The organism is Amorphoplanes digitatis (genome assembly GCF_014205335.1).
Taxonomy (GTDB): Bacteria; Actinomycetota; Actinomycetes; order Mycobacteriales; family Micromonosporaceae; genus Actinoplanes; species Actinoplanes digitatus.
This window is the reverse complement of record NZ_JACHNH010000001.1, coordinates 5,073,302-5,099,430: the sequence shown is the minus strand read 5'-3', so window position 1 is coordinate 5,099,430 and position 26,129 is coordinate 5,073,302. Positions and strand designations below refer to the sequence as shown.

The following is a 26,129-nucleotide window of genomic DNA, read 5'->3' as shown; positions in this document are numbered from 1 at the left end:
TCGCCCGCACCGGCGGCGAGGTCCTCGACGCGGCGGACGGGGTCGTGCCGCCGTACCTGGTGGGGGAGCGGGCCTGGGCCGAGTCCGAGGGCCTGCTGAGCGCCGCGACAAGTTTCTGAGCCGGACGGGTGATTTCATGTCGAGAGGCGCCGGCCGGCTCCGCTCTCCAGGTGAGGGCCGCCGCGGGCGCGGCCGATGACACCAGGAGATCACCATGCCGAAATATCTGCTTCTCAAGCACTACCGCGGCGCGCCGGAGCCGCACCGCCCCGTGCCCCCGATGGACCAGTGGGAGCCCGAGGACGTGGAGGCGCACATGGCCTTCCTCCGGCACGTCGCCGAGCTGCTCGAGAAGAACGGCGAGTACGTCGACGCGCAGGCGCTCACGCCGGCGCGCACCTGGGTGCGCTACGACGGCCCGGGCAGCGCGCCGGTCACCACCGACGGCCCCCTGCCCGAGACCAGCGATCTCGTGGCGGGCTGGTACATGATCGACGTCGAGTCGTACGAGCGCGCGCTCGAGCTGGCGGCCTACGTCTCCTCCGAGCCCGGCCCGGGCGGGAAGCCGCTGTACGAGTGGATCGCCGTCCAGGAGGTCATGTCCGGGGCGGTCGCGGCGACCGACCCGGCGTGACCGACGAGCCGGCGCATCGGCTGGACGAGGGCGCGCTGCGCGCCCTCGTCCCCGGGGTCCTCGCGAGCCTGGTCCGGCGGGGCGAGGACTTCGACGCCGCCGAGGACGCGCTCCAGGAGGCGCTGCTGGACGCGCTGCGGGCCTGGCCCGAACACCCGCCGCGCGACCTGCGCGCGTGGCTGGTGACGACCGCGACCCGGCGGCTGGTCGACGCCCGCCGCAGCGAGGCGGCCCGGCACCGCCGCGAGGAGGCCGTCCGCGCCGAGCCGCGGCCCGCCGCCGCCGAGGTCGGCGACGACACCCTGTTCCTGCTCTTCTGCTGCTGCCACCCCGACCTCTCGCCCGCCTCCCAGGTGGCGCTGACCCTGCGCGCCGTCGGCGGCCTGACCACCCGGGAGATCGCCGACGCCTTCTACGTGCCGGAGGCGACGATGGCGCAGCGGATCAGCCGGGCCAAGCGCGCCCTGCACGGGCGCCGCCTGGACCAGCCCGGCGACCTCGCCGTCGTGCTGCGGGTGCTCTACCTCGTCTACACGGCCGGCCACGCGGGCCGGGTGGACCTGGCGGGCGAGGCGATCCGGCTCGCCCGCCGGCTGACGCTGGCCACCGAGGAGCCGGAGGCGCGCGGGCTGCTCGCGCTGATGCTGCTCAACCACGCCCGCCTCCCGGCGCGGCTGGACGCGCAGGGCCGCATCGTCACCCTCGACCTGCAGGACCGCGGCCTGTGGGACACCCGCGAGATCGCCGAGGGCGTGCGGGTGCTCCAGTCGGCGCTGGCCCTTCAGCGGCCCGGCCGCTACCAGGTCGAGGCGGCGATCGCCGCCCTGCACGACGACGCGCCGAGCGCCGCGGAGACCGACTGGCCGCAGATCCTCTCCTGGTACGACGACCTCGTCGCCCTCGACGACGACCCGGTGCGGCAGAACCCGGCCGCTGTGCTGGGGCGCGCGGTCGCGGTCGGCCACGTCCTCGGCGCCGCCGCCGGGCTGCGCGAGACCGACCGGCTGCGCGAGGTCCTGGGCGGGCGGCACCGGTGGCACGCCGTCCGCGGCCACCTGCACGAGCTCGGCGGCGACCTCCCGGCGGCCGCCGCGGCGTACGCGGACGCCGCCCGCCTGGCCACCGACGTCGCCGAGCACGAACACCTCATCCGCCGCGCCGCCCACGCGAACAGGCGCTAGCGTCCTCGCCCGTGTCGCGGTGTCAGGCGATCAGGTCGTCCGTGGAGTCGTCGAGCAGGTCTCGGGGGTCCTCGTCGACCTCCGCCTGGTCGCCCTGTCGTTGGCCGAACGGGTACCAGTGAGGTGGGTCGTTCTTCCTGAGATGCCGCCACAGGAGATCGATCGCGGCGTCGCGCCGGCCCTCGCTCAACTCCGTTGCCGCCGCCGCGACAACGCCGTCGGCGCCCGCGGCCATCCGTAGCAGCAGGTCGACGTGGCCCTGGCGCCGGAGCACGCTGACCAGCGACTGCCGTGCCGGATCGTTCTGTCCCCAGGTCGCCGACCGCTCGACGTAGCCGCTGAGCATGGCGACCGCCTCGTCCGGTTGTCGCTGCTCGTGTGCCAGCTCGGCGAACCGGAGGCCGGCGAACGTGTCGCCGCGCTGGGCGCGCCGGCGCAGCTCGTCGACGTCGCCCCGCTCGCGCAGCAGCGCGGCGAGCCGGCGCCGGTTCTCCGAGCCCTGGCGCAGGTCGGCGCGCGGCCGCAGGAAGGCGATCGCCCCGTCGATGTCGCCGAGATCGGTGAGCAGCCCGAGCAGGTGGGGAACCGCCCGTTCGTCCCGGACGGCCCAGCTGCGCAGGCGCGCCACGTCTGTGCGGCGGCGAAGGAATTCGAAGAGGTATGTGCCGGCCGTCCGCGTGCCGGAGTACACCTCGTTCTGCGGCTCGCGCGCGGCACAGTCCCCGAGCACCTCGATCGCTTCGCGGATCTCATCGTGCTCGGTGTGCAGCTCCGCGAGCGTGATCGCGCACCAGCTGCTGCGGCCGGCGCGCCGCCTCAGCACCGTGATCGCGCGAGCCCGATCGCCGCGCCGCAGGAGCAGCTCGGCCAGTCGCTGTGCGGAACTGTCATTGCGGCGTGCGTGCTTGCGGAGCACCGCCACCGCCTCATCGAGGTTTCCGCGGAGGGTCAGCAGCCTCGCCAGTCCGTTCGCGGCGTCGGGGCTGCGCGCCGCGATCAGGCGGAGCACCGCGATCGCCTCGTCCGGCCTGCCGCCCTCCACGTACAGCCGCTCCAGCGCGAAGATGGCCCGATGGCTGGTCTCGGCCTTGACGAGCCGAAGCAGCCACGCGATGTCCTTGCGCTTCTCGAGGACGAGGACGAGGGCGCTCGCCGCGAAGTCGTCTCCCTCGGCGGCGCGGGCGGCCAGCGCCTCGGCGTCGTCGAGGTCGGCAAGCAGGTCGGCGAGCCGCTCCGCCGCGCGCCAGCTTCCCTGGTCCGCCAGCCGGGTCAGGCCGGCGACGTCCTGCTCGCGCGCCATCCGATAGATCTCGAGCAGCTCCTCGTCGTCACCATCCGTCGGCCGGTCGAAGGTCGGCATGGGTGGGTGCTGCTGCCGATATCGCCAGGCCCAGAACCACCCGGCCCGGTGCCGGGCCAGGTCCATCGTGTCCGGATCCACGTCCTCGCCGGGAATCGCGGCGATCCGCAGGGCATCGCGTCGTGGGGCGTTGCGCACGGCGGTACGCACCAGCGCGGCCGCGCCATCGGTGTCGCCGCGCTTGAGCAGCCGTGTCCGGAGATGCCTCACGGCCTGCACGGCACCCCGGTCGGCAAGCGCGCGGAGCTCCTCGGTGTCGCCGCGCTCGTCGAGCCGGTCGGCCAGCGCGTCTTTCGCGTCCTCGTGGCCGCGCCGGACACCCTGGCGGAGCACGGACAACCCGGCGTCCGTCTCGCCGCGGCCGTACAGCAGGTCGGCGAGCACCACCGTCGCGCCACGGTCGCGCCGGGCCACCCGGCGGCGCAGCAGGGCCAGCACCGCTTCGACGTCGCCGACCTCCGACGCCGAGTCGGCCAGCTCGCGTTGCGCGGCGTAGTGGCCCGTCGCCGCGAGCTGGACGAGCGACCGCCGCTGGGCGGGCCGGGCCAGCCGTTCGTTGATCAGGGCGTGCCGGAACTGCCAGACCGACCCGCTGCGGCGCATGACCCCGCGTTCGTAGGCGTCCCGCGCGAACCGTGTCGTCCGCAGCGGAAGCCAGCCACGCGCGACAAGCAGCAGGTGGCAGGCCCGGTCCCGGGCCAGGGGCCACCCGCGCAGGCTGAGCAGCGCGGCGCCGCCGATGATCACCGCGGCCGTCGCCGACCAGGCACCGACGCGGTCCGGAGCCCGCCACGCCGCGGCCGCCGCGAAGCCTCCCACGCCCAGCAGCGACCACAGCCAGGCCCGCAGGGCGGCCGGGCGCAGCGGTCGCCACGCGGTGGCGCCCGCATAGGCCAGGCCCGCGCAGGCGCCGGCGAGGCCGCCGGTCCAGGGTGCCCCGACCGCGATGCCGGTGGCGAACCCGGTGACCGACGCCAGCGCCGGCAGCGCGAAGTACCGCCCGACCAGGTGTTCGTCGCCGTGCAACGGCGCCCAGTACAGCGCGACGGCCGCCGCCACGATGGTCGCGGCGATCGCACCGCGCGCCGACCCCGCCGCGTAGCCGAGCGCGGCGACGGCCGCCACCCCACCGCACGACAACACCCACGCGGTGAGGTCGGCCCGCGGGTTCATCAGCGCGAGCGGCAGCGAGCGCCAGGTCAGGTCGAGCGTGCCCTGCCCGTACGAGTGAAAGGCGAGCGTGCCGAGCCACCGCGCCGCCCGGTCCGGCCGGTAGCGGCGCCCCGTCCGGCGGGCGACGAGCATCGGATCCGGGTCGTAGGCGATGCCCACGTACCTGTCGATCAGCCGGTCGCGGATCTCCGTCCTGGTCCTGAGCCGGGTCAGCTCGGCCGGGTCGCCGCCGCTCTCGCGGTACGCGGTGCGGGTCATCGTCACCGTGAGCGGCGTGGTCAGCGTCGCGGCGAGCACGCCGCCCGGCTCCCGCTCGAGATGGGCGAACACCGGCTCCCACCGGGCCCGGTCCGCCCTCGGCCGGCCGAGGAAAGCGATCACCTGCTCCAGCGCCACCGGCAGGATCTCCACCACGGCCGCCTGCTCCAGCGCCCCGCGCTCCTCCCGCATGATCAGCGCGTACTCGCGGCTGCGGCACGTCACGACCAGCGGGCGCCCGGCCGCCATGAACTCGTGCAGCTTCCTGATCGCCGCCGGGATGTGCTCGGCCCGCAGCTCGTCCAGGCCGTCCAGCACCGGCAGCACGTGCTGTACCGGCGGCCGGGCCCGGTCGACCCGCAGCGGCGTCATCAGCATGCGCGCCAGGTCGGCGCCGCGCCCGCGGAACACCTTCGGGTGCTCCAGCCGCAGCCGGGACGCCACGAACTCGTCGACCGTCTGCGCGGTCGGGTCCCAGGAGGAGATCGGCAGGAACACCGGAACCGGCTCGCCCGAGGTCCGCTTCTCCAGCAGCCGCCAGGAGAGCAGCAGCGCCAGGACGCTCTTGCCCGCGCCGGGCTCGCCGAGCACGATCAGCTGCCGCCGGGCCAGCGACAGGAAGGCCTCCACGATCTGGCTGACGTCGCCGCCCAGCAGGAACCGGTCCCAGCCGCGGTCCTCGCCGGAGCTTCCCGCCTCGTCGTCGGCGAGGGGTTCCCTGGTCGGCCGGAACCGCACGTCGATCTGCGTCGGGCTCGCGCCGTGCCGCAACGTCTGATCCGCGTACGCGACGAGCAGCTCCTGCTCCAGGTCGCGTACCGCGCCCTCGATGTCCTGATCGGTCACCGCGTCGCCGCCGCGCCGGGCGGCCTCGACGACCGCGGCGGCGACGAACAGCACCGCGACCAGGCTCCACATCAGGCCGCCCCACCAGGGCGCGTCGAACTCGATCGTCTCGGTGGCGAGGTTGCCGACCAAGGCGAGTGCCGTGGCGACGAAGATCGCCGCCGGCGAGTGTGACCACCACCGTTTTCCCGATCGACCCACACCAACTCCCGACTGCGCGAGCCCGCACTCTTGCACAGTGTCGCGGGCTCCTGCACGCTTGGTGCCGCCGGTTTCGCCGGACCGATATACGCGAGTTCCGCTCTGCTTATCCGTGCCGAGATCGCCGAATTCGCGCGGGGTGCACAGGTCTTGTGAGGCGGGCCTAGCGTCTACGGTGACCGGCTTCCTGATATCCGTAACCCTGGAGGTGCGACATGCGAATGTCGGTTCGCAGGACACTCATGGTCGCGCCCCTCTGCCTCGCGCTCGCCGCCTGCGGCGGCGAGGCGGCCGGCGGCCGGGCACCGTCGGCGACCTCCGGGCAGGGCGCCGCGCCGGTGGCCGAGCAGGCCGTTCCCGCGCTGGCCGCGGCGACGACCGCCGCGCCCTCATGCGGCATCACCTGGGGCAGCGCCGAGAAGAAGGCCGGCTCGCTCAGCACGGCCCGGCTGCTCACTGTGGAGACGGGCCGGCACGAGTGCTGGGACCGGGTGGTGTTCGAGTTCAACGGCACCGCGCAGGGATATCAGGTGCGCTACGCCGCCCAAGTGCCCACCGACGGCGAGGGCGTCGACCTCGCTCCGTACACGGCGGGCCCGGAGCATCTCTGGGTGACGCTGCTGGCGCCGGCCTACGACGCGAACAACGGCTCGACGATCGACGCCCGCGACGGCGACCGGGTGGCCAACGTGCTGCGCTACGACACGCTGCGCGACGTGGTGTACGGCGGCTCCTTCGAGGGCTACACGACCTTCGCCGTCGGCGTGCGGGCCCGGCTGCCGTTCCGGGTCACGCTGCTGGCCGGGCCCGGCACGCACAGCCGGATCGTGGTGGACGTCGCGCACCGCTGGTAGTGGCGTCAGGAGCTCTCGGCGGCCGCCGGGGTGATCCGGGCGCGGCCCAGCTCGGGGCCGACCGCGTTGCGGGCGCCGGGCTTGCGCCCGCGGCCCCAGCCGAGCTCGCGGCGGTAGCTGCCGAGCAGGCCGGTCCGGGTGACGTGCTCCTCGTCGCGAAACGGCGAGCCGGGCGGTGCCGGGTGGGTGAGCGGTGCGACGAACAGCGCGTCGGCCGGGCAGTGCGCCTCGCACATGAAGCAGGTCTGGCAGTCGCCCTGCCGGGCGATGACCGGTATGCCGTCGGTGCCGGCGTCGAAGACGTCGGTCGGGCACACCGCGATGCACACGTCGCAGGTCACGCACCTGCTCGCCGAGACGACCTCGATCACGACGCCACCGCCAGCTCCGGGCGCGCCGCGGACTCGGGGCGTACCCAGATCTCGTCGAGGCCGCCGACGGTGAGCCGCCGGCGCTGCGCGGGGTCGAGGCCGGGGAAGTCCTGCCGCCGGGCCATCCCGCGGCTCTCGGTGCGGGCCAGGGCGGCGGTGTACATCCACCGGGCGTGCGCCACCATCGCGGCGGCCTGCCGCAGCCGGGGCGTCGCGGCGGGTTCGGCGGTGGCGCCGGCGCGCAGCCGGGCCCACACCTCGTCCAGCTCGTCCAGCGCCGGCCGCAGCCGGTCGCCGTGCCGCAGGTAGTTCTTGTCGTACGGGTGCACCTGACGTCGCAGCACGTCCTTCGCCTCGGCGCCCGGGTCCCCGCCGTAGCTCGCGCCGCCGGTGGGCCGCAGGGCGACCCCTCCGGCGCCGGTGAGCCGCCGCCGGAGTGCCGAGGCGCCCAGCGCCGTCGCGAAGCGGGCCGCGCCGCCGCCGGCCCAGGTGCCGGAGGACATCGCCCACGCCGAGTTGTGGCTGCCGCCGCCGGTGAAGCCGCCGCAGATCAGCTCCCGGGTGGCGGCGTCGCCGGCGGCGTACAGGCCGGGGACGCTCGTCGCGCAGTCGTCGTCGACGAGCTGGATGCCGCCGGTGCCGCGCACCGTGCCCTCCAGCAGCAGGGTCACCGGGAACTTGTCGGTGAACGGGTTGATGCCGAGCCGGTCGAAGGTGAGGAAGAAGTTGGGCTGTCCGGAGCGCATCTGTGCCTGCTGCTCCGGGGTCGCCTGGTCGATCTGGCACAGCACGGTGCCGGCGCGCAGCAGCTCCGCGGCGATGACGGAGCGGCCGCCCTGGCTGCCCGCGCCGGCCAGCGGCGTGCCGTCCTGCTGGAAGAACGTGGCGAAGCCGTAGTAGGCCGTCTTTGTCACCGAGGTGAAGGTCGGCGCGATCCCGTACGCGTTGGAGAACTCCATCCCGGACATCGCCGCGCCCGCCTCGGCGGCGTACAGCGCGCCGTCGCCGGTGGCGACGTCGCAGCCCAGCGCCTTGGACAGGAACGCACAGCCGCCGGTGGCCAGGACGACGGCGCCGGCACGCACCCGGTAGCCGGTGTGGTGCTGGCGGCGGTGGCCGTGCACCCCCGCGACCGTGCCCGCGGCGTCGACGAGCAGCTCGGTGACGGGGCTGTGGTCGAGGATCCGCACCCCGGCACGCCGGATCCAGGAGCGCATCCGCCGCATGTACTCCGGGCCCTGCAACCCGCCCTTGAACGCCCGGCCGTCGACGACGGGGAACGGGTAGCGCGCCTCGGCGCCGAGCCGGTCCATGTTCTCGTAGGTCTGGTCGAGCACCCGGGCCATCCAGCGCCGGTCCTGCAGGTAACCGCCGAGCGCCTCCCGGCTGGCCATCGCCTTCTCGCGGGCCGCCGGCTCCGGCTGGACATACCAGACGCCGGTGCCGCCGGAGGCGGTCGGGCCGGAGGTGCCGCAGTATCCCTTGTCGAGCAGCAGGACGTCGGCGCCGGCGGTGGCGGCGGTCAGCGCGGCCCAGGTGCCGGCGGGCCCACCGCCGACGATGACGACGTCGGCGGTGAGATCCAGTGCGGTCGTGGTCATGCCACCAGGTTTATTCTCCAAAACCTATATGTCAAGTAGGTGTTCGCTCAGTGGAACGGCGGCTCGCCGAACACGTCCCGGATCCGGTAGAGATCGCGCAGGCGGGGCTCGGTGGCGCCGCTCACCCAGCGGCTCACCGTCTTCGTCGACACCTCGAGCCGGCGGGCCGCCGCCTCCATGGTCAGGCCCTCGGCCCGCAGCCGGGCCGACAGCCAGGCGGCGAACGACGGCGCGCCGGACACCGGTGCCGGATCCGCGGCGTCGGGCCCGGGCCGCCCGGCCGCGATCCGGGCGCCGCGGCCGGGTGCCGCCCCGGCCTGCGCCGGCGCCACGGCCCGGGCGGCACCGGCGCGCCCGGCCGCCGGATCCGGCTCCGGGTTGAAGAGCACGTCCACCTCGGCCGCGGTCGGGAAGATCCGCAGCGAGACCTGGATGGTGCCGCCCACGCCGGCCGCGTCCAGCAGGACGTCGGCGACCCGTTCGCACAGGGTGCGGATGTCCTCGTCGGCCACCGAGGTCGTGGTCAGCTGCCGGCGTACGAAATCGCGGACGTCCGGGAGCGCGGACGGCCGCGCCGGGAAGTCCTGCGCGACGACCACGATGGGCAGGATCTCGATGTGTTCCACGCCTGCTTCGAGCGATGCCGGCATCGCACCCCCTTCGGTGGTTCCGATTGTCCCGACCGGCCCGAGCTTACGGGCGCCGGGATCACCCGTTCGGGTGACGCGGGCGGCCGGCGTCTTCTCCCGCGGCCCGTGCGCCGCATAGGCTCGTCTCGATCGAGGGTCGAGACGATGGGCCCTGCCCAGAAACCGGACCGCGGACCGATCGGATGGTGACGGCTGGTGAATGTTCCATGGGCCGACGACGATCAGGTGCTGCACATCCTCTGGCTCAACGGCGGCCTGAGCTGCGACGGCGAGTCGGTGGCGCTGACCGCCGCGACGCAGCCCAGCATCGAGGACCTGGTGCTCGGCGCGCTGCCGGGCGTTCCGCAGATCGCGCTGCACTGGCCGTACCTCGGGTTCGAGACCGGACCCGACGGCGGCGCGGACAGCTTCATCGAATGGTTCCACCGGGCCGCCCGCGGTGAGCTGGACCCGTTCATCCTGATCGTCGAGGGCTCCGTGCCCGACGAGACGAACAAGGAGCAGGGCTACTGGAGCGGGTTCGGCAACGACCCGCTGACCGGGCAGCCGATCACCACCACCGAGTGGCTCGACCGGCTGGCGCCGAAGGCGACGGCCGTGATGGCCGTCGGCACCTGCGCGGCGTACGGCGGCATCCACGCGATGGCCGGCAACCCGACCGGCGCCATGGGCGTCCCCGACTACCTCGGCTGGCAGTGGCGGTCAAGGACCGGGCTGCCGATCGTCTGCGTGCCGGGCTGCCCGACCCACCCGGACAACCTCTCCGAGACCATCCTCCAGCTGCTCTACCAGATCAGCGGGCAGGCGCCGACGATCGCGCTCGACGAGTCGCTGCGCCCGCAGTGGCTGTTCGAGTCGACGGTGCACGCCGGTTGCGACCGTGCCTCCTATTACGACCAGAGCGACTTCGCCACCGGGTACGGGTCGTCGAGCTGCCTGGTCAAGGTGGGCTGCTGGGGGCAGGTGGTGCGGTGTAACGTCGCGAAACGAGGGTGGATAAACGGGGTGGGCGGATGCCCCAACGTCGGCGGCATCTGCATCGGGTGCACGATGCCCGGGTTCCCCGACAAGTTCATGCCGTTCATGGAGGCGCCGGCGGCCGGTGCCGTCCCGTCCGGCGCGGGATTCGCGCCGGTCGTGCAGACACTTCGCGGCTTCACCGTGCGCATGGCGGCGACCTGAGCGGCACCCGCGAGCAGCTGGAGGTCACGATGACCGCACCCGACCCGGCCGAGGCGGCCGCCCAGCGGGTGGATCAGCTTCTCGCGGAGCTGCGCGCGGGCCCCGACACCCGCGCCGCCGGCCTCGCCGAGGAGCTGACCCGCTGCCTGGTGCACCTGTACGGCGCCGGGCTGACCCGGATCGCGGCGCTGCTCCCCGCCGGCCGGCTCGCCGACCTCTGCGAGGATCCGCTGGTGGAGAGCCTGCTGCTGGTGCACGACCTGCATCCGCTGGACGCCACCGCGCGGATCCGGCGTGCGCTCGCCGGGCTGCGCCTGGCCGACGAGCCGGAACTCCTCGGCCTGGACGAGGCCGGGGTGGTGCGCCTGCGCGTGCCGTCGGGCGGCGGATGCCAGTCGTCCTTGCAGGCGGTGACGGCCCGGATCGAGGCGGCCGTCCGGTGCGCGGCGCCCGAGGTGACCGACGTCGTCATGGAGCTGCCGCCGCGCCCGCCGCCGCTGCTCCAGGTGTCGCTCCGCCCCGGTCTGGCCGTGCCGTGAGGCTGTCACCCACCCGTGGCGCACGATCCGGGCCCGGGGCGGACACAAGTGTCCGAAAGGGCCTCTGGCCAGGCAATTTGTCGTCGGCGGCCGGCGACGGCGGCGCCACATGTGTGCGGACACGCTTGGGTCTGGCGGCGACGGAATCCAACGTGCAGGCTTGGTCACCGTGCGTAGAACGCATCGTGGTGACTACAAAAGGGTGGCATCGTGATCTGGCAACGAATCTCTCAGGGCCGGTCGTCGGCGATATCGCGCGGCGACGGCAGGACGGCCACGCGGCGGATCCCGCGGAGCCGGAAGGAATGCCAGGTGCAGGCGCGCACACCGATAGTCGTGCGCGAACCCGAGGCGGCGTGGTGGCGGGTGCAGGCCGACCTCGACGGATGGGTCTCCGGCGGCGCGACGACGACCGTCGCGGTGCTCGAGGACCGCGACGACGCCGACGAATCGGTGCTGGCCAGCCTGGCCCGGCTCGCCGTCGCCGACGAACTGCTCGTGGTCTTCGGCGTCGCCTTCGGTTCCTACCCGGCGCAGCACGACATGATCACGGGACTGCGTGGCCGGCTGCCCCGGCACGAGGTGGTCGCGATGCACGTCCGGCACCGCGGCGCGGCGAGCCACTGGCAGGCCGCCCTCGACCTCTTCCTCGACGCCGGTCGCCTGCCGGTTGTCGTCACCGCGGCGACGGTCCTCCAGGAGGTCACCGCCGAGATCTCGAGCTACGTCCGCGCCGACCGGGTCCTGCGGGTGTTCGGCACCGGCTCCGGCGCCGACCTCTACCAGGTGTGGCGCCGACCCGAGCCGAGCGTCAATTGACCGCGCGGGCCCCGTCGTGAGTGGAGCCGACCGCGCCGGCGCTCCGCTCGCCGCGCTGCGCCAGCTCGCGCGCAGCGGGCCCGCACCGGCCGTCGGGGAGCGCTGCGACATGTGCGCGGCCGGCCTTCCCGCGGCGCACTCCCACGTGGTCGATCTGCACAGCCGGGCACTGCTGTGCGCCTGCCGCCCCTGCTACCTGTTGTTCACCGACGAGCACGCGAAGTTGCAGTACCGGGCCGTGCCGGAGCGCTACCTGTCGCTGCCCGATACCACGTTCGACGAACAGGCCTGGCACGAGTTGCAGATCCCGGTCGGGCTCGCGTTCCTGTTCCGCGACTCCGTGCAGGACCGGATCGTGGCCTCCTATCCGGGCCCGGCCGGGGCGACCGAGGCCGACGTGCCGCAGGCGGCCTGGGACCGGATCGTGGCGGGCGCACCGCAGCTCGCGATGCTGCGGCCCGACGTCGAGGCGGTGCTGGTGCGCCGCCCGGCCCGGGCCGGGGACGCGGACGCGCCGGACCCGGGGTGCTACCTGGTGCCCGTCGACGCGTGCTACGAGCTCGTCGGGCGGCTCCGCATGCTGTGGCGCGGTATCGACGGCGGGCGGGAGGCGCACGAGGCCATGGAGCAGTTCTTCGCCCGGGTACGGGCGTTCAGCCGGCCCGCGCCGCCGGTCGGCGCCGCATGAGCGACTACCGGTTCGCCGTCCTCGACGTGTTCGCCGAGCCGCACGCGATCGCGCCGCAGCTGACCGCGCGGCTGCGCGTCGAGGAGACAACCGGCCGGCGCGTCCACGCCATCGTGCTGCGCTGCCAGGTGCGCATCGAGCCGCAGCGCCGCCGCTACGCCCCCACCGAGCAGGACGGCCTGCGCGGGCTGTTCGGCGAGCGCGAGCGCTGGGCGGACACCCTCAAGCCGTTCCAGTGGATGCACTGCAACGCCACCGTGCCGGGCTTCACCGGCAGCACCGAGACCGACCTCGCGCTGCCCTGCACCTACGACCTCGAGGTGATCGGCACCCGCTACCTGCACGCGCTCGACGCCGGCGAGGTGCCGCTGACCTTTCTCTACTCCGGAACGGTCTTCACCCGCGACGGCAACGGCTTCGGCGTCGAACAGATCCCGTGGGCGTGCGAGGCCCGGCACGCGATGCCGGTCGCGGTCTGGCGGCAGATGATCTCGTCCTACTACCCGAACACCGGCTGGGTGCGGGTCGGTTCCGACGTGCTGGGCGAGCTCGCCGACTACCGGTCCCGGCACGGCCTGGTGAGCTGGGACGAGACGATGCAGAAGCTGCTGGCCGCCGAGGAGGGCACGCCCTAGTAGCGGAAGCGGGACACGAGGCTCTGCAGCTGCGTCGACATCGCCGCCAGCTCCTCGGCGGAGTGGCGGGTCGCCTCGATCGTGTCCGTGGTCCGCCGGGTGGCGTCCGAGACCCCGGTGATGGTCGCCGCGATGTTGCCGGCACCGTCGGCCGCCTCCGAGAGCGTGCGGTTCATCTCCTGGGTGGTGGCGGTCTGCTCCTCCACCGCGGAGGCGATCGTCGTCTGGATGGCGTTGATCCGCTCGATGATCGCCGCGATCTCGCCGATCGCGGCCACCGCACCGGAGGTGTCCGACTGGATCGTCTCGACCCGGCGGGTGATGTCCTCGGTCGCCTTGGCTGTCTCCTGTGCCAGGTCCTTGACCTCGCTCGCGACGACCGCGAAGCCCTTGCCCGCGTCGCCGGCGCGGGCGGCCTCGATCGTCGCGTTGAGCGCCAGGAGGTTTGTCTGCTCGGCGATCGAGGTGATGACCTTGACCACCGTGGCGATCTCGGTCGAGGAGTCGCCGAGCCGGGCGACGGTGGCGTTGGTGGCGGCCGCGACCTGCACCGCCTGCGCGGCGACGACGGTCGCCTCCGAGGTCGAGGTGCTGATCTCCCGGATTGACGCGCCCATCTCCTGGGAGCCGGCCGAGACGATCCGCAGGTTGTTGGAGACCACATCGGCTGCCGAGGCGACCGACCCGGCCTGCGTGGACGCCTCGGCGGCCGCCGTGCCGACCGCGCCGGAGACCGAGGTCAGGTTCTCGGCGGAGGCCTGGAGGGTGGTGGCGTTCTGCGCGAGCTGCACGATGTCCGCGCGGAGGCGGACGATGCCGTGGTCGAGCGCGGTCGCCATCCGGCCGACCTCGTCCTTGACGGTCACGTCGGACGTGCGGGTGATGTCGCCCTCGGCCAGGCCGACGGCCACGTGGGAGACGCCGGCGACGGCGCGGCGGATCCGGTTGGCCACCCGGAGGCCGAGGTAGACGCTGATCGTCACGCCGACGACGAGCACGGCCACCACGAGGCGGGTGGCCGAGGTCTTCTGGTCCTCGGCGACCTGGATCTGCGCGGCGACCTCCGCGGCAACGTACTTCTCCACCTCGGCGAGGTCCGCGAGGAGCTCATTGTGCCGCTCGGTGTACTCGGCGAGACTCGTGGCCTGCTGCTGCGGCGTGAGGGTCGGCGAGATGCCGGCCAGGAACTCCTTGAAGGCGGTCCAGTCGGCCTGCATCTTCGCGACGACCTGTTCGCCGTCCGTGCCGGCGAGGCTCGAGGCCAGCGACTGGAGGCCGGCGTCGACGTTCTTCTGCCGGACGGCCCTGAGCTGGGCGACCTGCCCCGCGAGCGCGGGGTATGCCTTCATCGCCGTATTCGCGCCGACATACGCTTCCAGGTTCACACCGGTGCTGGAGGATGCATTGAGTACCTGAAGGGCCCGCTTCTGCGCGTCGATCGAGGTCGAGCTCATCTCGAACAGCGCCTGCAACGACAGGACGGCGATGATCAGCCCCATGGCGGTTGCGGTCAGAACCGCCGAGTTGATCTTCGTTCGAAGCGAGCGGTTGTCGAACGCCGCCCCGAAGCCGCCGATACGTGCCACGCGATGTCTCCTGACTCGATGTGAACCCTCCTAGCCCTCTTCGGTCGTGGCGGTGTGAACCTGAGCACACATGGACAAGTCATGCGAAGTCAGGCGAGCGCGCAGGCGCCGCCGTTGAGGGTGAAGGCCGCCGGGCGGGGATTGGCGCCGGTGTGGCTCGCGTTGAAGCCGAACGTCGCCGTCGCGCCGGCCGCCAGGGACGGGTTCCACGCCTCGCCGGTGGCCGTGACGGCGGCGCCGGACTGCGTGACCCGCGCCGACCAGGCCTGGGTGACCTGCTGGCCGGCGGCGAAGGACCACTGAAGACTCCAGGTGCTTACCGCGGCCGTGCCGGTGTTGGTCACCGAGACGATGCCGGTGAAGCCGGTGTTCCAGTCGTTCGTCGAGTAGCTCACCCGGCAGGACCCGGTGCCCGTTCCGCCGGGCGCGGTCGTGACGGCCAGCGCCGCCGAGCGCGCCGAGCGGTTGCCCGCCGCGTCGCGGGCGGCCACCGTGAACTCGTACCGGGTGGCCGGGGTCAGGCCCGTCACCGTGTACGACGCGGTGGCGGTGGTGCCGGCGGCGGCCCCGTCGCGGTAGACGTCGTACCCGGCCAGCCCGCTGCCGCCGGTGTCGGTCGAGGCCGGCCAGGTGAGCGTCAGGCCGGTGGCGGTCACCCCGGACGCGACCGGGGTGCCCGGCACGCTGGGCGCGACCGTGTCGGCAGGCGACCCCGCGTAGGTCAGCCCGAATCCGTACGCGAAGAGCGGCGCCTTGCCGTCACCGTCGTTGATGGGCTGCTGGCCGGCGGACTGCATCCAGGTCACGGGCAGCTTGCCGGTCGGCGCGTGGTCGCCGAAGAGCACGTCGGCCACCCCGCCGCCCTCGCTGCCCGGCAGCCAGGCGGCGACCAGGGCGTTCCAGCGGCCGACCTCGGCGGCGACGTCGAGCGGGCGGCCGGAGACCAGGACCACGATCACCGGTACGCCCGCCGCCGTGAGCCGGGACAGCGTGGCCAGGTCGGTGGCGTCGAGGCTCATCGAACCGGGCCGGTCGCCCTCGCCCTCGGCGTACGGCGTCTCGCCCACGACGGCGATCGCCGCCCGGTACGAGCCGTCGATGCCGGTGCCGTCGCGCTGGTAGGTGACGGTGGCGCCGCCGCCGACGGCGTCGTGGATGCCCTGGAGGATGGACGTGCCGGGGATGGTGTTGCCGCTGGCGCCCTGCCAGGTGGTCGTCCAGCCGCCGCTCTGGTTGCCCAGGTCGTCGGCGCTCTTGCCGGCCACGAAGATCTTCCCGCCGGACTTGGCCAGCGGCAGGACGCCGCCCGCGTTCTTCAGCAGCACCTGAGACTCGCGGACGGCCTGCCGGGCCAGGGCGCGGTGCGCGGCGCCGCCGATGCCGGCCGCGTAGGTCCGGTCCGCGTACGGGTGCTCGAAGAGCCCCAGCTCGAACTTCTTGGTGAGGATCCGCCGGTTGGCGTCGTCTATCCGGGACATCGGGATCTGGCCGGCCTGCACCGCGGCCCGCAGCCGGGTGATGAAGGTGCGCCAGTCGTTCGGCACCATGATCATGTCGAGGCCGGCGTTGATCGCGGTGGCCACCTCGGCCTGCGTGAAGCCCGGCTGGCCGTCGAGCTGGTCGATCGCGGCCCAGTCCGAGACGGTGAAGCCGCCGAACCCGAGCTCGCCCTTGAGCAGGTCGGTGATGAGGTACCGGGAGCCGTGCAGCTTGGCGCCGTTCCAGCTGCTGAACGAGATCATCACCGAGCCGACGCCCCGCTGCACCGCGGCGGCGAACGGCGGCAGGTGCACGGCCCGCAGCTCCGCCTCGCTGAGCTGCGTGTTGCCCTGGTCGGTGCCGCCGGTGGTGCCGCCGTCGCCGACGTAGTGCTTCGCCGTGGCCAGCACCGAGGCGGGACCGTTCAGCGTGGCACCCTGCAACCCGTCCACGACGGTGGTCATCGCGGTGGCGATCTCCGGCTGCTCGCCGAACGACTCGTAGGTGCGGCCCCAGCGGTCGTTGCGCGCGACGCAGAGGCAGGGCGCGAAAGTCCAGTCCAGCCCGGCGCCGGTGACCTCCTCGGCGGTGGCCCGGCCGATCTGGCGTACCAGCGCGGGGTCGCGGGTGGCGCCCAGGCCGATGTTGTGCGGGAAGATCGTCGATCCGTACACGTTGTTGTCGCCGTGCACGGCGTCGATCCCGTAGATCATCGGTATCTGGAGGGGCGCGGCCATCGCGCCGCGCTGGAAGGTGTCGTACATGTCCGCCCAGGCGGCCGGGGTGTTCTGCGCGGGCGCGGAGCCGCCGCCGGAGAGCACGGAGCCGACCCGGTACGAGGTGATGTCGGCGGCGGTGATGGCGGCGCGCTCGGCCTGGGTCATCTGGCCGATCTTGTCGTCCAGGCTCATCCGGGCGAGCAGGTCGCTCACCCGCTGCGCGACCGGCAGGGCCGGATCCTGGTAGGGCAGCGCGGCGGCCGTCGACGGCGCGCAGGCGGCGAGGGCGGTCGCGAGGAGTCCGGTCAGCCCGAGATGCGCGAGGGCGCGAGCGTGAGATCGCATGCTGGTCCTGTCCGATGGCGGTCGGTCGGGGTCGTCATCGTCACATGGGAGCGCTCCCATTTCCAACGTGTGTCCACACTGTGAACGGAGCCGAATTCGATTGCCGCGCCCGGCGGTCTCCGCGACGATGGTGCGCATGACGTTCTGACGGACCGCACCCGACTCCCTTGGCCCACCCGCGCGGATACCGCGCCGTGGTGCCGTCCGCCCGTACCGTTCACGGAGAAACGTCTTGTCTGAGCCACACACCCGGGCCACCGTCTCTGTTTTCGCCTCCCCGACGAGCTGGATCGAGTCCGGCGCCGTCGCGCAGTGCGAACAGGTCGCCGCCTTCGACGGCATGATCCACGTCGCCGCCATGCCGGACCTGCACCCCGGCAAGGGCGCACCCATCGGCGCCGCCATGACGTCGAGCGTGCTGTACCCGTTCCTGGTCGGCTCCGACATCGGCTGCGGCATCGCGGTGTTCCCCGTCGGCCTCAAGCGCGCCGTACCCGAGAAGCTCGCCGCCCGCTTCCCCGACCTCGACCGCGCGCCGGACCCCGACGATCCGGCCTGGACCGTCCTCGACGGCGACGTACCCGCCGGCCACCTCGACGGCCTGGGCACGGTCGGCCGCGGCAACCACTTCGTCGAACTCGCGCGGATCGAGACCGTCTTCGAGCCGGACCACGCGAGCCGCCTCGGCCTCACCGCCGGCGACCTGGTGCTCATCGTCCACAGCGGCTCACGCGGCCTGGGCGAGCGGATCCTGCGGGCGCACACCGCGCTGCACGGCGCCGGCCCGGCACCCGACCCCGCCGCCTACCTGGCCGCCCACGACGACGCCGTCCGCTGGGGATCGCTCAACCGGCGGCTGATGGCGGCCCGGGTCGCACACGCCCTCGGCGCCGACCACACCGAGCCGATCGTCGACCAGTGCCACAACCTGGTCGAACTCCGCGACGGCGCCTACCTGCACCGCAAGGGCGCGGCACCCGGCGACGGCACCGACGTGCTCGTCGCCGGCACCCGCGGCACCCGCTCCTACCTGGTCGCGGCCCACGCGGGCCCGGCGGCCAACCACTCGGTGGCACACGGCGCGGGCCGTAAGATGTCCCGCGGGGACGCCCTGCGCCGGGGCCGCGCCAAGCACACGGTCGACGAACTGCGCCGCACCCCGGTCGGTTCGCTGGTGGTGTGCGGCGACCGGCAACTGCTCTTCGAGGAGGCGCCGACCGCCTACAAGCGCATCGAACAGGTGATCGGCGACCTGGTCGCCCACGACCTGGCCACGCCCGTCGCCACCACCGTCCCCCTGGTCACCTACAAGACAGCCGACCTCGCCCCGGCGCCGGCCCGGGACCGTCGCCGCCGGCGGGGCCGGCAATAGCCGGCCTACGCGGCACCGTCGTCGAGGGCGGTGATGAGGGCGTCGACGAGATCGGGGCTCACATTGGCCCGGAGGACGCGCTGGAAGTCGTCCGGATCAGACACCTGGCGAATGCTGTTCAGGGTTGTCAGGGTGTCTTCGGGCCAGACCTCGTACAACTCCCACCACAGGGCGGCCGCCTTGGCGAACGCGGCCGCGGCCTCGTCGTACCGCTGCTGGTCCTGCGCGAGACCGCCGAGCTGGTGGTAGGCGGTGGCGGCGCCGTGCCGGTCGTTGAATTCCAGGAGGAGGTCGAGGGTCTGCCGGTAGTGGCTTTCGGCCTGTTCGAATCGCCCCTGTTCATGGGCGACCCTGCCGAGTTGGTGGTGCGCGGTGGCCGCGCGGTGCCGGTCGTCGAATTCCAGGAGGAGGTCGAGGGTCTGCCGGTAGTGGTTCTCGGCCTGTTCGAGCCTGCCCTGCCCCTGTGCGATCCGGCCGAGCTGGTGGTATGCGAGGGAGGCGCCGTGCCGGTCGCCGACCTGCAGTCGGAGCTCCAGGGACCGTCGGTAGTCGATCTCGGCCTGTTCGAAATCGCCCTGGCTCTGTGCGATCATGCCGAGCTGGTGGTAGGCGCTGGAGGCGCCGTCCCGGTCGCCGAATTCCAGAAAGACGCCGAGGGAACGGCGATGGTGGGTCTCGGCCTCTTCGAATCGGCCCTGTTCCTCCGCGATCACACCGAGCTGGTGGTAGGCGTTGGCGGTGCCGTGCCGGTCGTCGAGTTCCGTGAGGATTTCGATGGCCTGCCGGTAGTGGGCTTCGGCCTGATCGTGCCGCCGCTGTTCCTGCGCGAGAATGCCGAGCTGGTGGTAGGCGCTCGCGGTGCCGCGCCGGTCGTCGAATTCCAGCAGGAGTTCGAGCGCCTGTCCGTAGTAGGTTTCGGCCTGGTCGAACTGCCGCTGTTCCTGCGCGACGATGCCGAGCTGGCCGTAGATGTTGGCGGCGCGGTGCCGGTCGTCGAACTCCAGGAAGAGCTCGATGGCCTGCCGGTAGAGGGTCTCGGCCCGTTCGAACCGGCGTTGATCGTGCGCGACCCGGCCGGCGAGGTTGTTCAGCTGAGCGAGTTCCAGTCGGAGATCGTCGCGGTCGGTTCCGCGGTCGGCGCCGATGGCGGTATCGAGAAGCTGCCGGCGGGTCTCCTGCTGCTTCGTCTGGTCCAGGTACTCCTCCAGCGCCCCGATGATCGAGCTGATGGGCTGGATGGTGCGCAGACCGTGGTCGAGTGCCGTGGTCAGGTTCGCGTATTCGGTACGCGCCGCCGTGTGCCCGACGGCCCGCTGCTGCGGCTCGTTCGAGGTGAGCAGGTTCTGGATCTGCTGCCCGAGCGCCATGTACACCTGGTAGTGCGCCTGCCGGGCGGCGTCGTGCAGGGCGGGGTGATGGTGGATGCGGGTGCGCAGGAAGTACGGCAGCACCGGCAGGATCTGCATCCAGTCGGCAAGGTGGGGGTGGGGTGCGGCCAGCCCGACCCGGGCGGCCTCGGCCACCGCGGTGGATAGGTCGATCGCACCGAGGTCCTTGACCGCGTCGTGGTCGGTGAGAAGTTCCTGGTAGGCGCCGATGGCGATGGTCGGGATGCTGGCGGTGAACGGGGCGAGCAGCAGCAGGGAGTTCTGGGTGGTCGGGTCGAGTTTGCCGTGGCTGTACTCGATGGCCCGGCTGATCAGGCCGATCGGTTCGACGTCGTTGCCGCCCTGCCGCAGCTCGGCGACGATCTCCGCCGGGGTGTGGGTGCGCAGGGCGGGCAGGACCACCGTCAGCGGGAGCGGATACCCGCCGAGCAGCGTCGTCAGCTCGTCCAGGGCCTTGCGCTGGTCCGCGTCGGTGAGGTGGCGGGTGCCGCCGTGCCGGGTGAGGATCGCCTCGATCAACGTGGACGCTGCCTGGTCGTCCAGGCCGGGCAGCGGGTACAGGTTGTCGGCGAAGGTGCGCGGGCCGATCCACTCCTCGTCCTCCCGCGAGCCGAACAGCACCAGCGTCCGCCCGCCCCGCAGCCGGGCCAGGAACGTGGCGAGGCGTTCGCGTTCCGGTTCGGGCAGGGCGTGCGGGATCGCCGCCGGGGTCGCGGTGATCGACTCGGTGTTGTCCAGGATCAGCAGGTAGCGCCGTGCCCGCAGCAGCTGCGCCAGCCGTTCCGGCTGGGCGGCGGCGGGCAACATCTCCAGCTTCGCCTGCTCGACCCGGTCCAGCAGCTTCGCGGCGATGTCGTGGATCATCTGGTCGAGGGTCCAGGCCCGGTCCTCGTAGCTGAACCGGAACACCATCTCCACCAGGCCGGTGCGCTGCCACCACCAGCCCAGGTGGTCGAGCAGCGTCGACTTCCCGGCGCCGGCCATGCCCTTGACGAGCAGCATGTTGTGGTCCTCGCGGACCAGCAGGCGCCGTTCGATGGCCTGGATGTCCAGGTCGCGGCCGACGAACCCGTACTCGGTGCCGGGTTCGTCGCCGACCAGCGCCTCCCGTTCGAAGTAGCGGGTCTGCTGCTCCAGCGTCATCTCCGAGAGCTGGAGCCGAACCTCGCGCTGGGCGAACACCACCGGCAGGACCCAGTCCTCGAGGTTCAGGCTCTGGTCGAAGTACGCCCGGCGGGCCTTGTCGTCGAACAGGCTGCGCCGCGCGGTCTGCATCGCCGTGACCGGGTCGTCGCCGCGGGCCAGGCCGGTGTAGAGCAGCGGCATCGCCTTCTCGGCGGCCGACACCGTCACCGAGTACGCCATGCCGACCGTCACCGGCACGCCGGCGGCGACGAGCCGCTGGGCGAGGCTGGCCTCGCTGGCCGGTTCCTTCGCCGACTGGCAGGCGTTGAGCACCGCGACCGGTACCCGGTGCTCGGCCAGCAGGTCGGCCACCTGCTGCGCCGACACCGGCTCCGACTTGCCGTCGGCCGCGGTCTCGAAGAACAGGAACGCCCGCTCGCCCTCGAACGCCGCCGGGCGCCCGGAACCGAACAGGTACCGCTCGGCGGCGCGGCCGGCCTCCAGCTCGTCGAATCCGGCCACCGCGCCGTGCACGTCGAAGTGGATCACCTGGTAGTAGCCCGACCCGTGCCGCTTCGTCGCGTCCCGCAGTTGCCGCTCCACCGCCTGCCAGGTGCCCGGGCGCACGAGATCGACCACCACCGGCCGGTCCGCGGTGCGCAGCCCGTCGAGCAGCGGCCGGGAGATCGTGCGGAAGCCGACGTCGGCCCGGCCGGCGGGGCGGGCGGTGACGACCAGGATGTTCAGCGTGGAGCGCTCGGGCGGCAGCTCGAACCCGGGCGGGGCCAGGTCGACGCGGCGGGTCACCGGCAGCCGCAGCACCGCCGGCACCGGTAGCTGCGGGTCGAACAGCGCCTCCCAGTGCAGCCGGTGGAACGCCGCCGTGCCCCGCACCTCCAGGCGGCAGCCGTCGAAGCCTCGCTGGGCCAGCGTCCGGTAGCCGATCGCGGCGGCGCCGCCGAAGACCTGTTCGAACAGCCGCTGCCCGTAGGCGCGCAGCCGGCGCACCGCGTCGTCGTCCCAGTCCTGGTCCAGGAACGGGAACCGCAGGTGCTCCTCGAAGTACCAGGCCAGCCGGTCCTCGTCGCCGTCGACCGCGGGATCGGTGACGACGACGTCATGGTCGGTCGCGTCGGGAAAGGACACCCGCACGACGAACGACCCGTCCGCGCCGCACGACCGCTCGGCGACGCCGATGACGGCGGTCACCCGATGCTCCGCCGGACCCGGACGACCACCACCCGATCATCGCCGGACACCGTCTCGGTCAGCTCCAGCTCCGTCACGTCCACCGCGGGGCGCTGCTGCGCCACCAGCCGGCGGATCAGGTCGTATACCACGCTGCTGGCCAGGTTCACCGCGAGCGGAACCCAGATCAACTCCGCCAGTCCGGGCAGGAACGTGCCCGGCGCGGGAGCACCTGTCGAGGCGCCGCCCAGCGCGGCGGCCTCCTCGTCGCCGTCCCACGCCTTCGCCAATGCCGCGGGCTCGACACCCACCGCCGGGTCCACCGCCATCACCAGCCGAGTCATCCCCACCCCCAGATCATCTGAACGCAACGTGTCACCACGATGACACAGCGATCAATATGGCGACATGGGACGAACACGTGAGGGTGATCCGACGGGCGGCTACCGGGTCTGCTCCGCCCGGCCGATTATGCGTGCAACGTTTTCCGGCGCGAAGAACTCGGCGGGTGAGGTGGCGCCGGAGTTGACCCGGGCGAAGGCGTCCATCGTGTCCTGGTCGCCTCGCATGGCCGCGACCAGCTGGATCATCTGGGGGTCCGGGGGTTCCAGCGCGGCGATCTGCGCGGTCATCTCGTACATCGGCATTGCCCGGGCGTCGCGGGCCGACCGGTAGGCCTCCATCGCCTCGTCGTACGGGCGCTTGCCGCCGAGCGCCTCGTCGAGCGCGCCGGCGCACAGCTCGGCGTCCTGGAAGGCGTCGGTGATGCCCTGCGCGGTGATGAAGTCACGGTTGTAGCCGGCGTCGCCGACCAGCGCCCAGCCGGGGCCGAACGGGGTGCGGAAATAGTTCGGCACCGACGTGCCGGCGAACCGCGACTCGCGCGTGGCGCCGCGCAGCCGCTCGGCGAAGCCGGGCTCCAGCTCGAAGGTCCTGTTCAGGGCGCCCTCGATGTCGTTGCGGTGCTCGGCCAGCTCCGCGTAGGGCCAGCCGCCGATGACCATCGTGAGGCCGTCGTTGGTCGGGCAGGCCGCCCAGCCGCGCCCCGGCCGGCTGTAGATCTCGAACGTGCCGTCCAGCGGAAGGTCGCTCCAGTACGAGTAGTAACCGCAGGTCAGCGGCGGCCGCTCGTGGTACTGGTGCGGCCGGACGGCCTTGGCGACCACCGAGTTGCGCCCGTCGGCGCCGACGACGACCCGCGCCCGCTCCACCACCGGCGACCCGCCAGGGTCCCGGCCGTGCACCTCGCCCATCTCACCGCCGGCCCGGACCTCGTCGACGGTGAACGCCTCGCGGACCTCCGCGCCGGCCTCGGCGGCCGCGTCGACCAGGATCTTGTCGAGCACCGTGCGCCTGGGCGCGTACGCGAAAGGGGAGTCCGGGGTGCCGGGCGCACCGCCGAGGGTGAGCGGCCCGAAGTCGAAGGTGTAGCGCCCGATCGGCGGGCAGCCCGTCGCAGTGACCCGGTCGAGCAGGCCCCACCGGTGCAGCGCGGCGGCGCCCGGCGGGTGGATCAGGTGGGTCGACACCGTGTCGCTGGGGAACGTCGCCCGGTCCAGCAGCAGCACCCGGTGCCCCCGGCGCGCCAGCAGCATCGCCAGCGGCGACCCGGCACAGCGCGCACCGACCACGATGACGTCGTAAGCGATACCCATCCGTACGTCCTATCACGACTGTGCGACGTAGCTCAGCTCCGCAACTGTCGAGTACCGGTCGACGGCGTTGATGGTCCGTACCCCGAACCGGTGCGGGCCGGCCGGGGGAGCCGGCACGATGATCCAGGTGTCGCCGGCCTGGCCGACCGGCGAACCGTCCAGCGAGACCTCGTAGCCGGCGACCGGGGGTATGGAGATCTGCGACGACGGGGGCGGTGCGGTCCACGAGAGCCGCAGCAGGCCGGCGGCCGGCGTGTCCGCCCGCAGCCCGCTCGGCGCGGCGGGGATCTCGTCGCCACGCCAGATCTGCCCGAGCGAGCGGTACGAGTACGGCGAGTGGTTGCCCGCCGCGTCGACCGCGCGGACGGAGAAGACGTAGATCCGGGGCGGCAGGGCCGGGCCGGTCGAGTAGACGTACCGGGTGCCGGCGACCGTGGCGAGCAGCCGGCCGCTCTCGTGCACCTCGTAGGCGACCGCGCCGCTGTCGTCGGTCGACGGCGCCCAGGTGAGCGTGAGGCCGGCGCTGAGGTCGAAGCCGAGCGGCCCGGTGCGGGTCGGCGGGGTGTGGTCCGCGGGCACCGGCGGCGCGCCGGCGCAGTCGAGGCCGTTGAGCGTGCAGCCGGTCGGCGTGCCCTGCCCCTCCGCGACCCAGCCGAACGTCGCCGAGGATCCCGGCGCGATCGTGCCGTTCCAGCTCTCGTTGCGGACCGTGTAGTGATCGCCGGCGCGGGTGAACACGCCGCTGTAGGAACTGGTCACGCGGGTGCCGGCGGCGAGGTCGAACTCGACCCGCCAGCCGTCGAGCGTGGCCGCGGTGTCGTTGCGGACCGTGATGTTGCCGACGTAGCCGGAGGGCCACTGCGAGACGCGGGTGAAGACGGCGACCGGCGCGGTCGCGGCGGCGGCCGGGGCCGCGGGTACGAGGACGGCGGCGCCGAGGGCGAGCGCCACGGCGATTCGGGCCGAGGACATCATATCGACAACCGTATATCGAAACGCCGGGCGCCCGGTGCCCCTAGTAGCCCCAGCGGTTCTTCAGGTGGCGCCACCAGTCGCGCAGCATCCACTTGTCGAACTCCGTGATCTGCGTGGCGCTGCCCGCCTTCATCAGGAAGCCGCCGACGTCCGGGCTCCAGTCGTAGAAGTCGTCCAGGCCGAACGTGTGGCCGACCTCGTGCAGGAAGATGTGTATGTTGTCCTGGCCCACCGCGCCGAGGAAGTACTCGCTGCCGACCCGCTGTCCCCAGTCGCCGCCCGCGCCGCCGCCGAAGCCCGCGGTCAGCCACAGTGACTGGTCGTAGTGGCGTGCCGCGCCGCCCGGGCAGTTCGGGTAGGTGCCGGACTGGTTGAAGAAGCGGCCGCACGGCGCGGCGCACTGCGGCGCGTTCTCGTTGATGTTGTTGACGTAGATGTCGACCGAGTTGTCCGTCCACTCGAGCTGGGCGCGGTCACGGACCGCCCAGCCGACGATGTTGACCGGCACGTCCTGGTAAGGCCAGCCGTTGTGCCCGGCCATCACGTCCATCCACTTCTTCACCTGGCTTTTGAGGGCCGCGTGGATCGCGTCGCGCTGCGCGGTGGTCACCCGCGCCGACGAGTCCCACCGTACGCAGTAGTTCAGGTAACCGCGGTTGGCCATGATCTGGTCCCAGCCGTAGTTCCGGAAGCCGTACAGGTTGGTGTAGGTGCTCTCCTGGTGCTGCCACACCTGGTTGAGGCCGGTGACGAGGTTGGCCGGCGGGTTCCAGCCGCTGGTGGGCGGCGCGGTGGTGGGCGCGGTGGTCGGCGGCGTCGTCGGCGGCGCGGTGGTGGGCGCGGTGGTGGGCGCGGTCGTCGGTGCGGGCGCGCCCGTGCACGTGGTGCCGTTGAGGGCGAAGGACGCCGGCGGGGTGTGCGTGCCGGTGACGCTCGCCTGGAAGCCGAAGCTCGTCGCCGCCCCGGTCCCCAGCGACCCGTTGTACGCCGCGTTGACGGCGGTGACCTGGGTGCCCGACTGGGTGACCGTCGCGTTCCAGCCCTGTGCGACCCGTTCGTCGCGGCCGAACGCGAAGGTGAGCCGCCACGCCGTGATCGGGTCGCCGAGGTTGGTGACCGCGACGTTCGTGGTGAAGCCGCCGCCCCACTGGCTGGCGACGGTGTAGTCGACCCGGCACCCGGCCGCCGCGGCGTCCGCCACCGCGACCGTCGCGCCGACCGCCGTGCCGGTCGTCAGCAGGACCGCCAGCAGGCGCCCGCCCGCACTCCGCCTCATCGAAGGCTCCCTCCATCATGCACACTAGT

Annotated in this window: 20 protein-coding genes; 9 read left to right on the top strand and 11 right to left on the bottom strand. The window is 72.9% G+C overall.

The window, feature by feature from the left end; translation table 11 throughout:
- Window positions 1-214 precede the first annotated feature (214 nt).
- Both BJ971_RS22270 and BJ971_RS22265 read left to right on the top strand, forming a co-directional pair.
- Window positions 215-634: a YciI family protein gene (locus BJ971_RS22270; RefSeq protein WP_184995169.1), complete on the top strand. Its 420-nt coding sequence runs from the start codon at window positions 215-217 to the stop codon at window positions 632-634.
- 20 nt (window positions 635-654) lie between these two features.
- Entirely contained in the window at window positions 655-1,815 is a 1,161-nt protein-coding gene (locus tag BJ971_RS22265; protein WP_203709265.1) for an RNA polymerase sigma factor, read from the top strand.
- A 22-nt stretch (window positions 1,816-1,837) separates the two neighbouring features.
- Here BJ971_RS22265 and BJ971_RS22260 read toward each other — a convergent pair whose 3' ends face one another.
- The gene (locus tag BJ971_RS22260; RefSeq protein ID WP_184995167.1) at window positions 1,838-5,653 is read right to left on the bottom strand and encodes a CDC27 family protein; all 3,816 of its coding nucleotides are present in this window, start codon (window positions 5,651-5,653) and stop codon (window positions 1,838-1,840) included.
- Window positions 5,654-5,868: 215 nt separating this feature from the next.
- Between BJ971_RS22260 and BJ971_RS22255 the strand changes: the two genes are divergently transcribed.
- On the top strand, window positions 5,869-6,507 hold the full coding sequence (locus tag BJ971_RS22255; RefSeq protein ID WP_203709257.1) for an AMIN-like domain-containing (lipo)protein: 639 nt from the start codon (window positions 5,869-5,871) through the stop codon (window positions 6,505-6,507).
- Between the two features lie 5 nt (window positions 6,508-6,512).
- On the opposite strand, the gene BJ971_RS22250 is transcribed toward BJ971_RS22255, so the two are convergent.
- From BJ971_RS22250 to BJ971_RS22240, 3 genes are read right to left on the bottom strand one after another with little or no spacing between them, the layout of a single operon-like run.
- Window positions 6,513-6,878 carry a 4Fe-4S dicluster domain-containing protein gene (locus tag BJ971_RS22250; protein WP_184995166.1) on the bottom strand — a complete coding sequence of 122 codons (366 nt, stop codon included), beginning with the start codon at window positions 6,876-6,878 and terminating at the stop codon, window positions 6,513-6,515.
- On the bottom strand, window positions 6,875-8,479 hold the full coding sequence (locus tag BJ971_RS22245; protein ID WP_184995165.1) for an FAD-dependent oxidoreductase: 1,605 nt from the start codon (window positions 8,477-8,479) through the stop codon (window positions 6,875-6,877). Before BJ971_RS22245 ends, BJ971_RS22250 begins: the two co-directional genes overlap by 4 nt.
- Before the next feature lie 47 nt (window positions 8,480-8,526).
- A complete protein-coding gene (locus BJ971_RS22240) occupies window positions 8,527-9,129 on the bottom strand; it encodes a helix-turn-helix transcriptional regulator (protein ID WP_184995164.1) in 603 nt (200 codons plus the stop codon).
- Between the two features lie 195 nt (window positions 9,130-9,324).
- Here BJ971_RS22240 and BJ971_RS22235 point away from each other — a divergent pair, with 195 nt between their 5' ends.
- The 5 genes from BJ971_RS22235 to BJ971_RS22215 all read left to right on the top strand — a co-directional run bounded on the left by BJ971_RS22235 (window position 9,325) and on the right by BJ971_RS22215 (window position 12,992).
- On the top strand, window positions 9,325-10,311 hold the full coding sequence (locus BJ971_RS22235; RefSeq protein ID WP_184995163.1) for an NADH-quinone oxidoreductase subunit B family protein: 987 nt from the start codon (window positions 9,325-9,327) through the stop codon (window positions 10,309-10,311).
- A 29-nt stretch (window positions 10,312-10,340) separates the two neighbouring features.
- Window positions 10,341-10,850: a NifU-related iron-sulfur-binding protein gene (locus tag BJ971_RS22230; RefSeq protein ID WP_184995162.1), complete on the top strand. Its 510-nt coding sequence runs from the start codon at window positions 10,341-10,343 to the stop codon at window positions 10,848-10,850.
- 312 nt (window positions 10,851-11,162) lie between these two features.
- Window positions 11,163-11,669, top strand: coding sequence for a hypothetical protein (locus tag BJ971_RS22225; RefSeq protein ID WP_184995161.1), 507 nt, complete (start codon window positions 11,163-11,165; stop codon window positions 11,667-11,669).
- 16 nt (window positions 11,670-11,685) lie between these two features.
- On the top strand, window positions 11,686-12,357 hold the full coding sequence (locus BJ971_RS22220; RefSeq protein WP_184995160.1) for a DUF5947 family protein: 672 nt from the start codon (window positions 11,686-11,688) through the stop codon (window positions 12,355-12,357).
- Window positions 12,354-12,992, top strand: coding sequence for a DUF6084 family protein (locus BJ971_RS22215; RefSeq protein WP_184995159.1), 639 nt, complete (start codon window positions 12,354-12,356; stop codon window positions 12,990-12,992). Before BJ971_RS22220 ends, BJ971_RS22215 begins: the two co-directional genes overlap by 4 nt.
- On the opposite strand, the gene BJ971_RS22210 is transcribed toward BJ971_RS22215, so the two are convergent.
- Both BJ971_RS22210 and BJ971_RS22205 read right to left on the bottom strand, forming a co-directional pair.
- Window positions 12,989-14,578 carry a methyl-accepting chemotaxis protein gene (locus tag BJ971_RS22210; protein WP_239087414.1) on the bottom strand — a complete coding sequence of 530 codons (1,590 nt, stop codon included), beginning with the start codon at window positions 14,576-14,578 and terminating at the stop codon, window positions 12,989-12,991. The two genes, BJ971_RS22215 and BJ971_RS22210, sit on opposite strands and share 4 nt — an antisense overlap.
- 89 nt (window positions 14,579-14,667) lie before the next feature.
- On the bottom strand, window positions 14,668-17,121 hold the full coding sequence (locus BJ971_RS22205) for a glycoside hydrolase family 3 N-terminal domain-containing protein (protein WP_184995158.1): 2,454 nt from the start codon (window positions 17,119-17,121) through the stop codon (window positions 14,668-14,670).
- Between the two features lie 232 nt (window positions 17,122-17,353).
- Between BJ971_RS22205 and BJ971_RS22200 the strand changes: the two genes are divergently transcribed.
- The gene (locus BJ971_RS22200; RefSeq protein ID WP_184995157.1) at window positions 17,354-18,493 is read left to right on the top strand and encodes an RNA ligase RtcB family protein; all 1,140 of its coding nucleotides are present in this window, start codon (window positions 17,354-17,356) and stop codon (window positions 18,491-18,493) included.
- Window positions 18,494-18,498: 5 nt separating this feature from the next.
- Here the strand turns inward: BJ971_RS22200 and BJ971_RS22195 are convergent, their stop codons facing one another.
- The 5 genes from BJ971_RS22195 to BJ971_RS22175 form a co-directional block, all read right to left on the bottom strand.
- Window positions 18,499-22,215, bottom strand: a complete 3,717-nt coding sequence (locus BJ971_RS22195) for a CHAT domain-containing tetratricopeptide repeat protein (protein WP_184995156.1) — start codon at window positions 22,213-22,215, stop codon at window positions 18,499-18,501.
- Window positions 22,212-22,538, bottom strand: a complete 327-nt coding sequence (locus tag BJ971_RS22190; protein ID WP_184995155.1) for a hypothetical protein — start codon at window positions 22,536-22,538, stop codon at window positions 22,212-22,214. The genes BJ971_RS22195 and BJ971_RS22190 overlap by 4 nt, the downstream gene beginning before the upstream one ends.
- A gap of 99 nt (window positions 22,539-22,637) precedes the next feature.
- Window positions 22,638-23,849, bottom strand: coding sequence for an NAD(P)/FAD-dependent oxidoreductase (locus tag BJ971_RS22185; RefSeq protein WP_184995154.1), 1,212 nt, complete (start codon window positions 23,847-23,849; stop codon window positions 22,638-22,640).
- A 12-nt stretch (window positions 23,850-23,861) separates the two neighbouring features.
- Window positions 23,862-24,824, bottom strand: coding sequence for a cellulose-binding domain-containing protein (locus BJ971_RS22180; RefSeq protein ID WP_184995153.1), 963 nt, complete (start codon window positions 24,822-24,824; stop codon window positions 23,862-23,864).
- A 40-nt stretch (window positions 24,825-24,864) separates the two neighbouring features.
- Entirely contained in the window at window positions 24,865-26,100 is a 1,236-nt protein-coding gene (locus tag BJ971_RS22175; protein ID WP_184995152.1) for a cellulose-binding domain-containing protein, read from the bottom strand.
- Window positions 26,101-26,129: the final 29 nt, after the last annotated feature.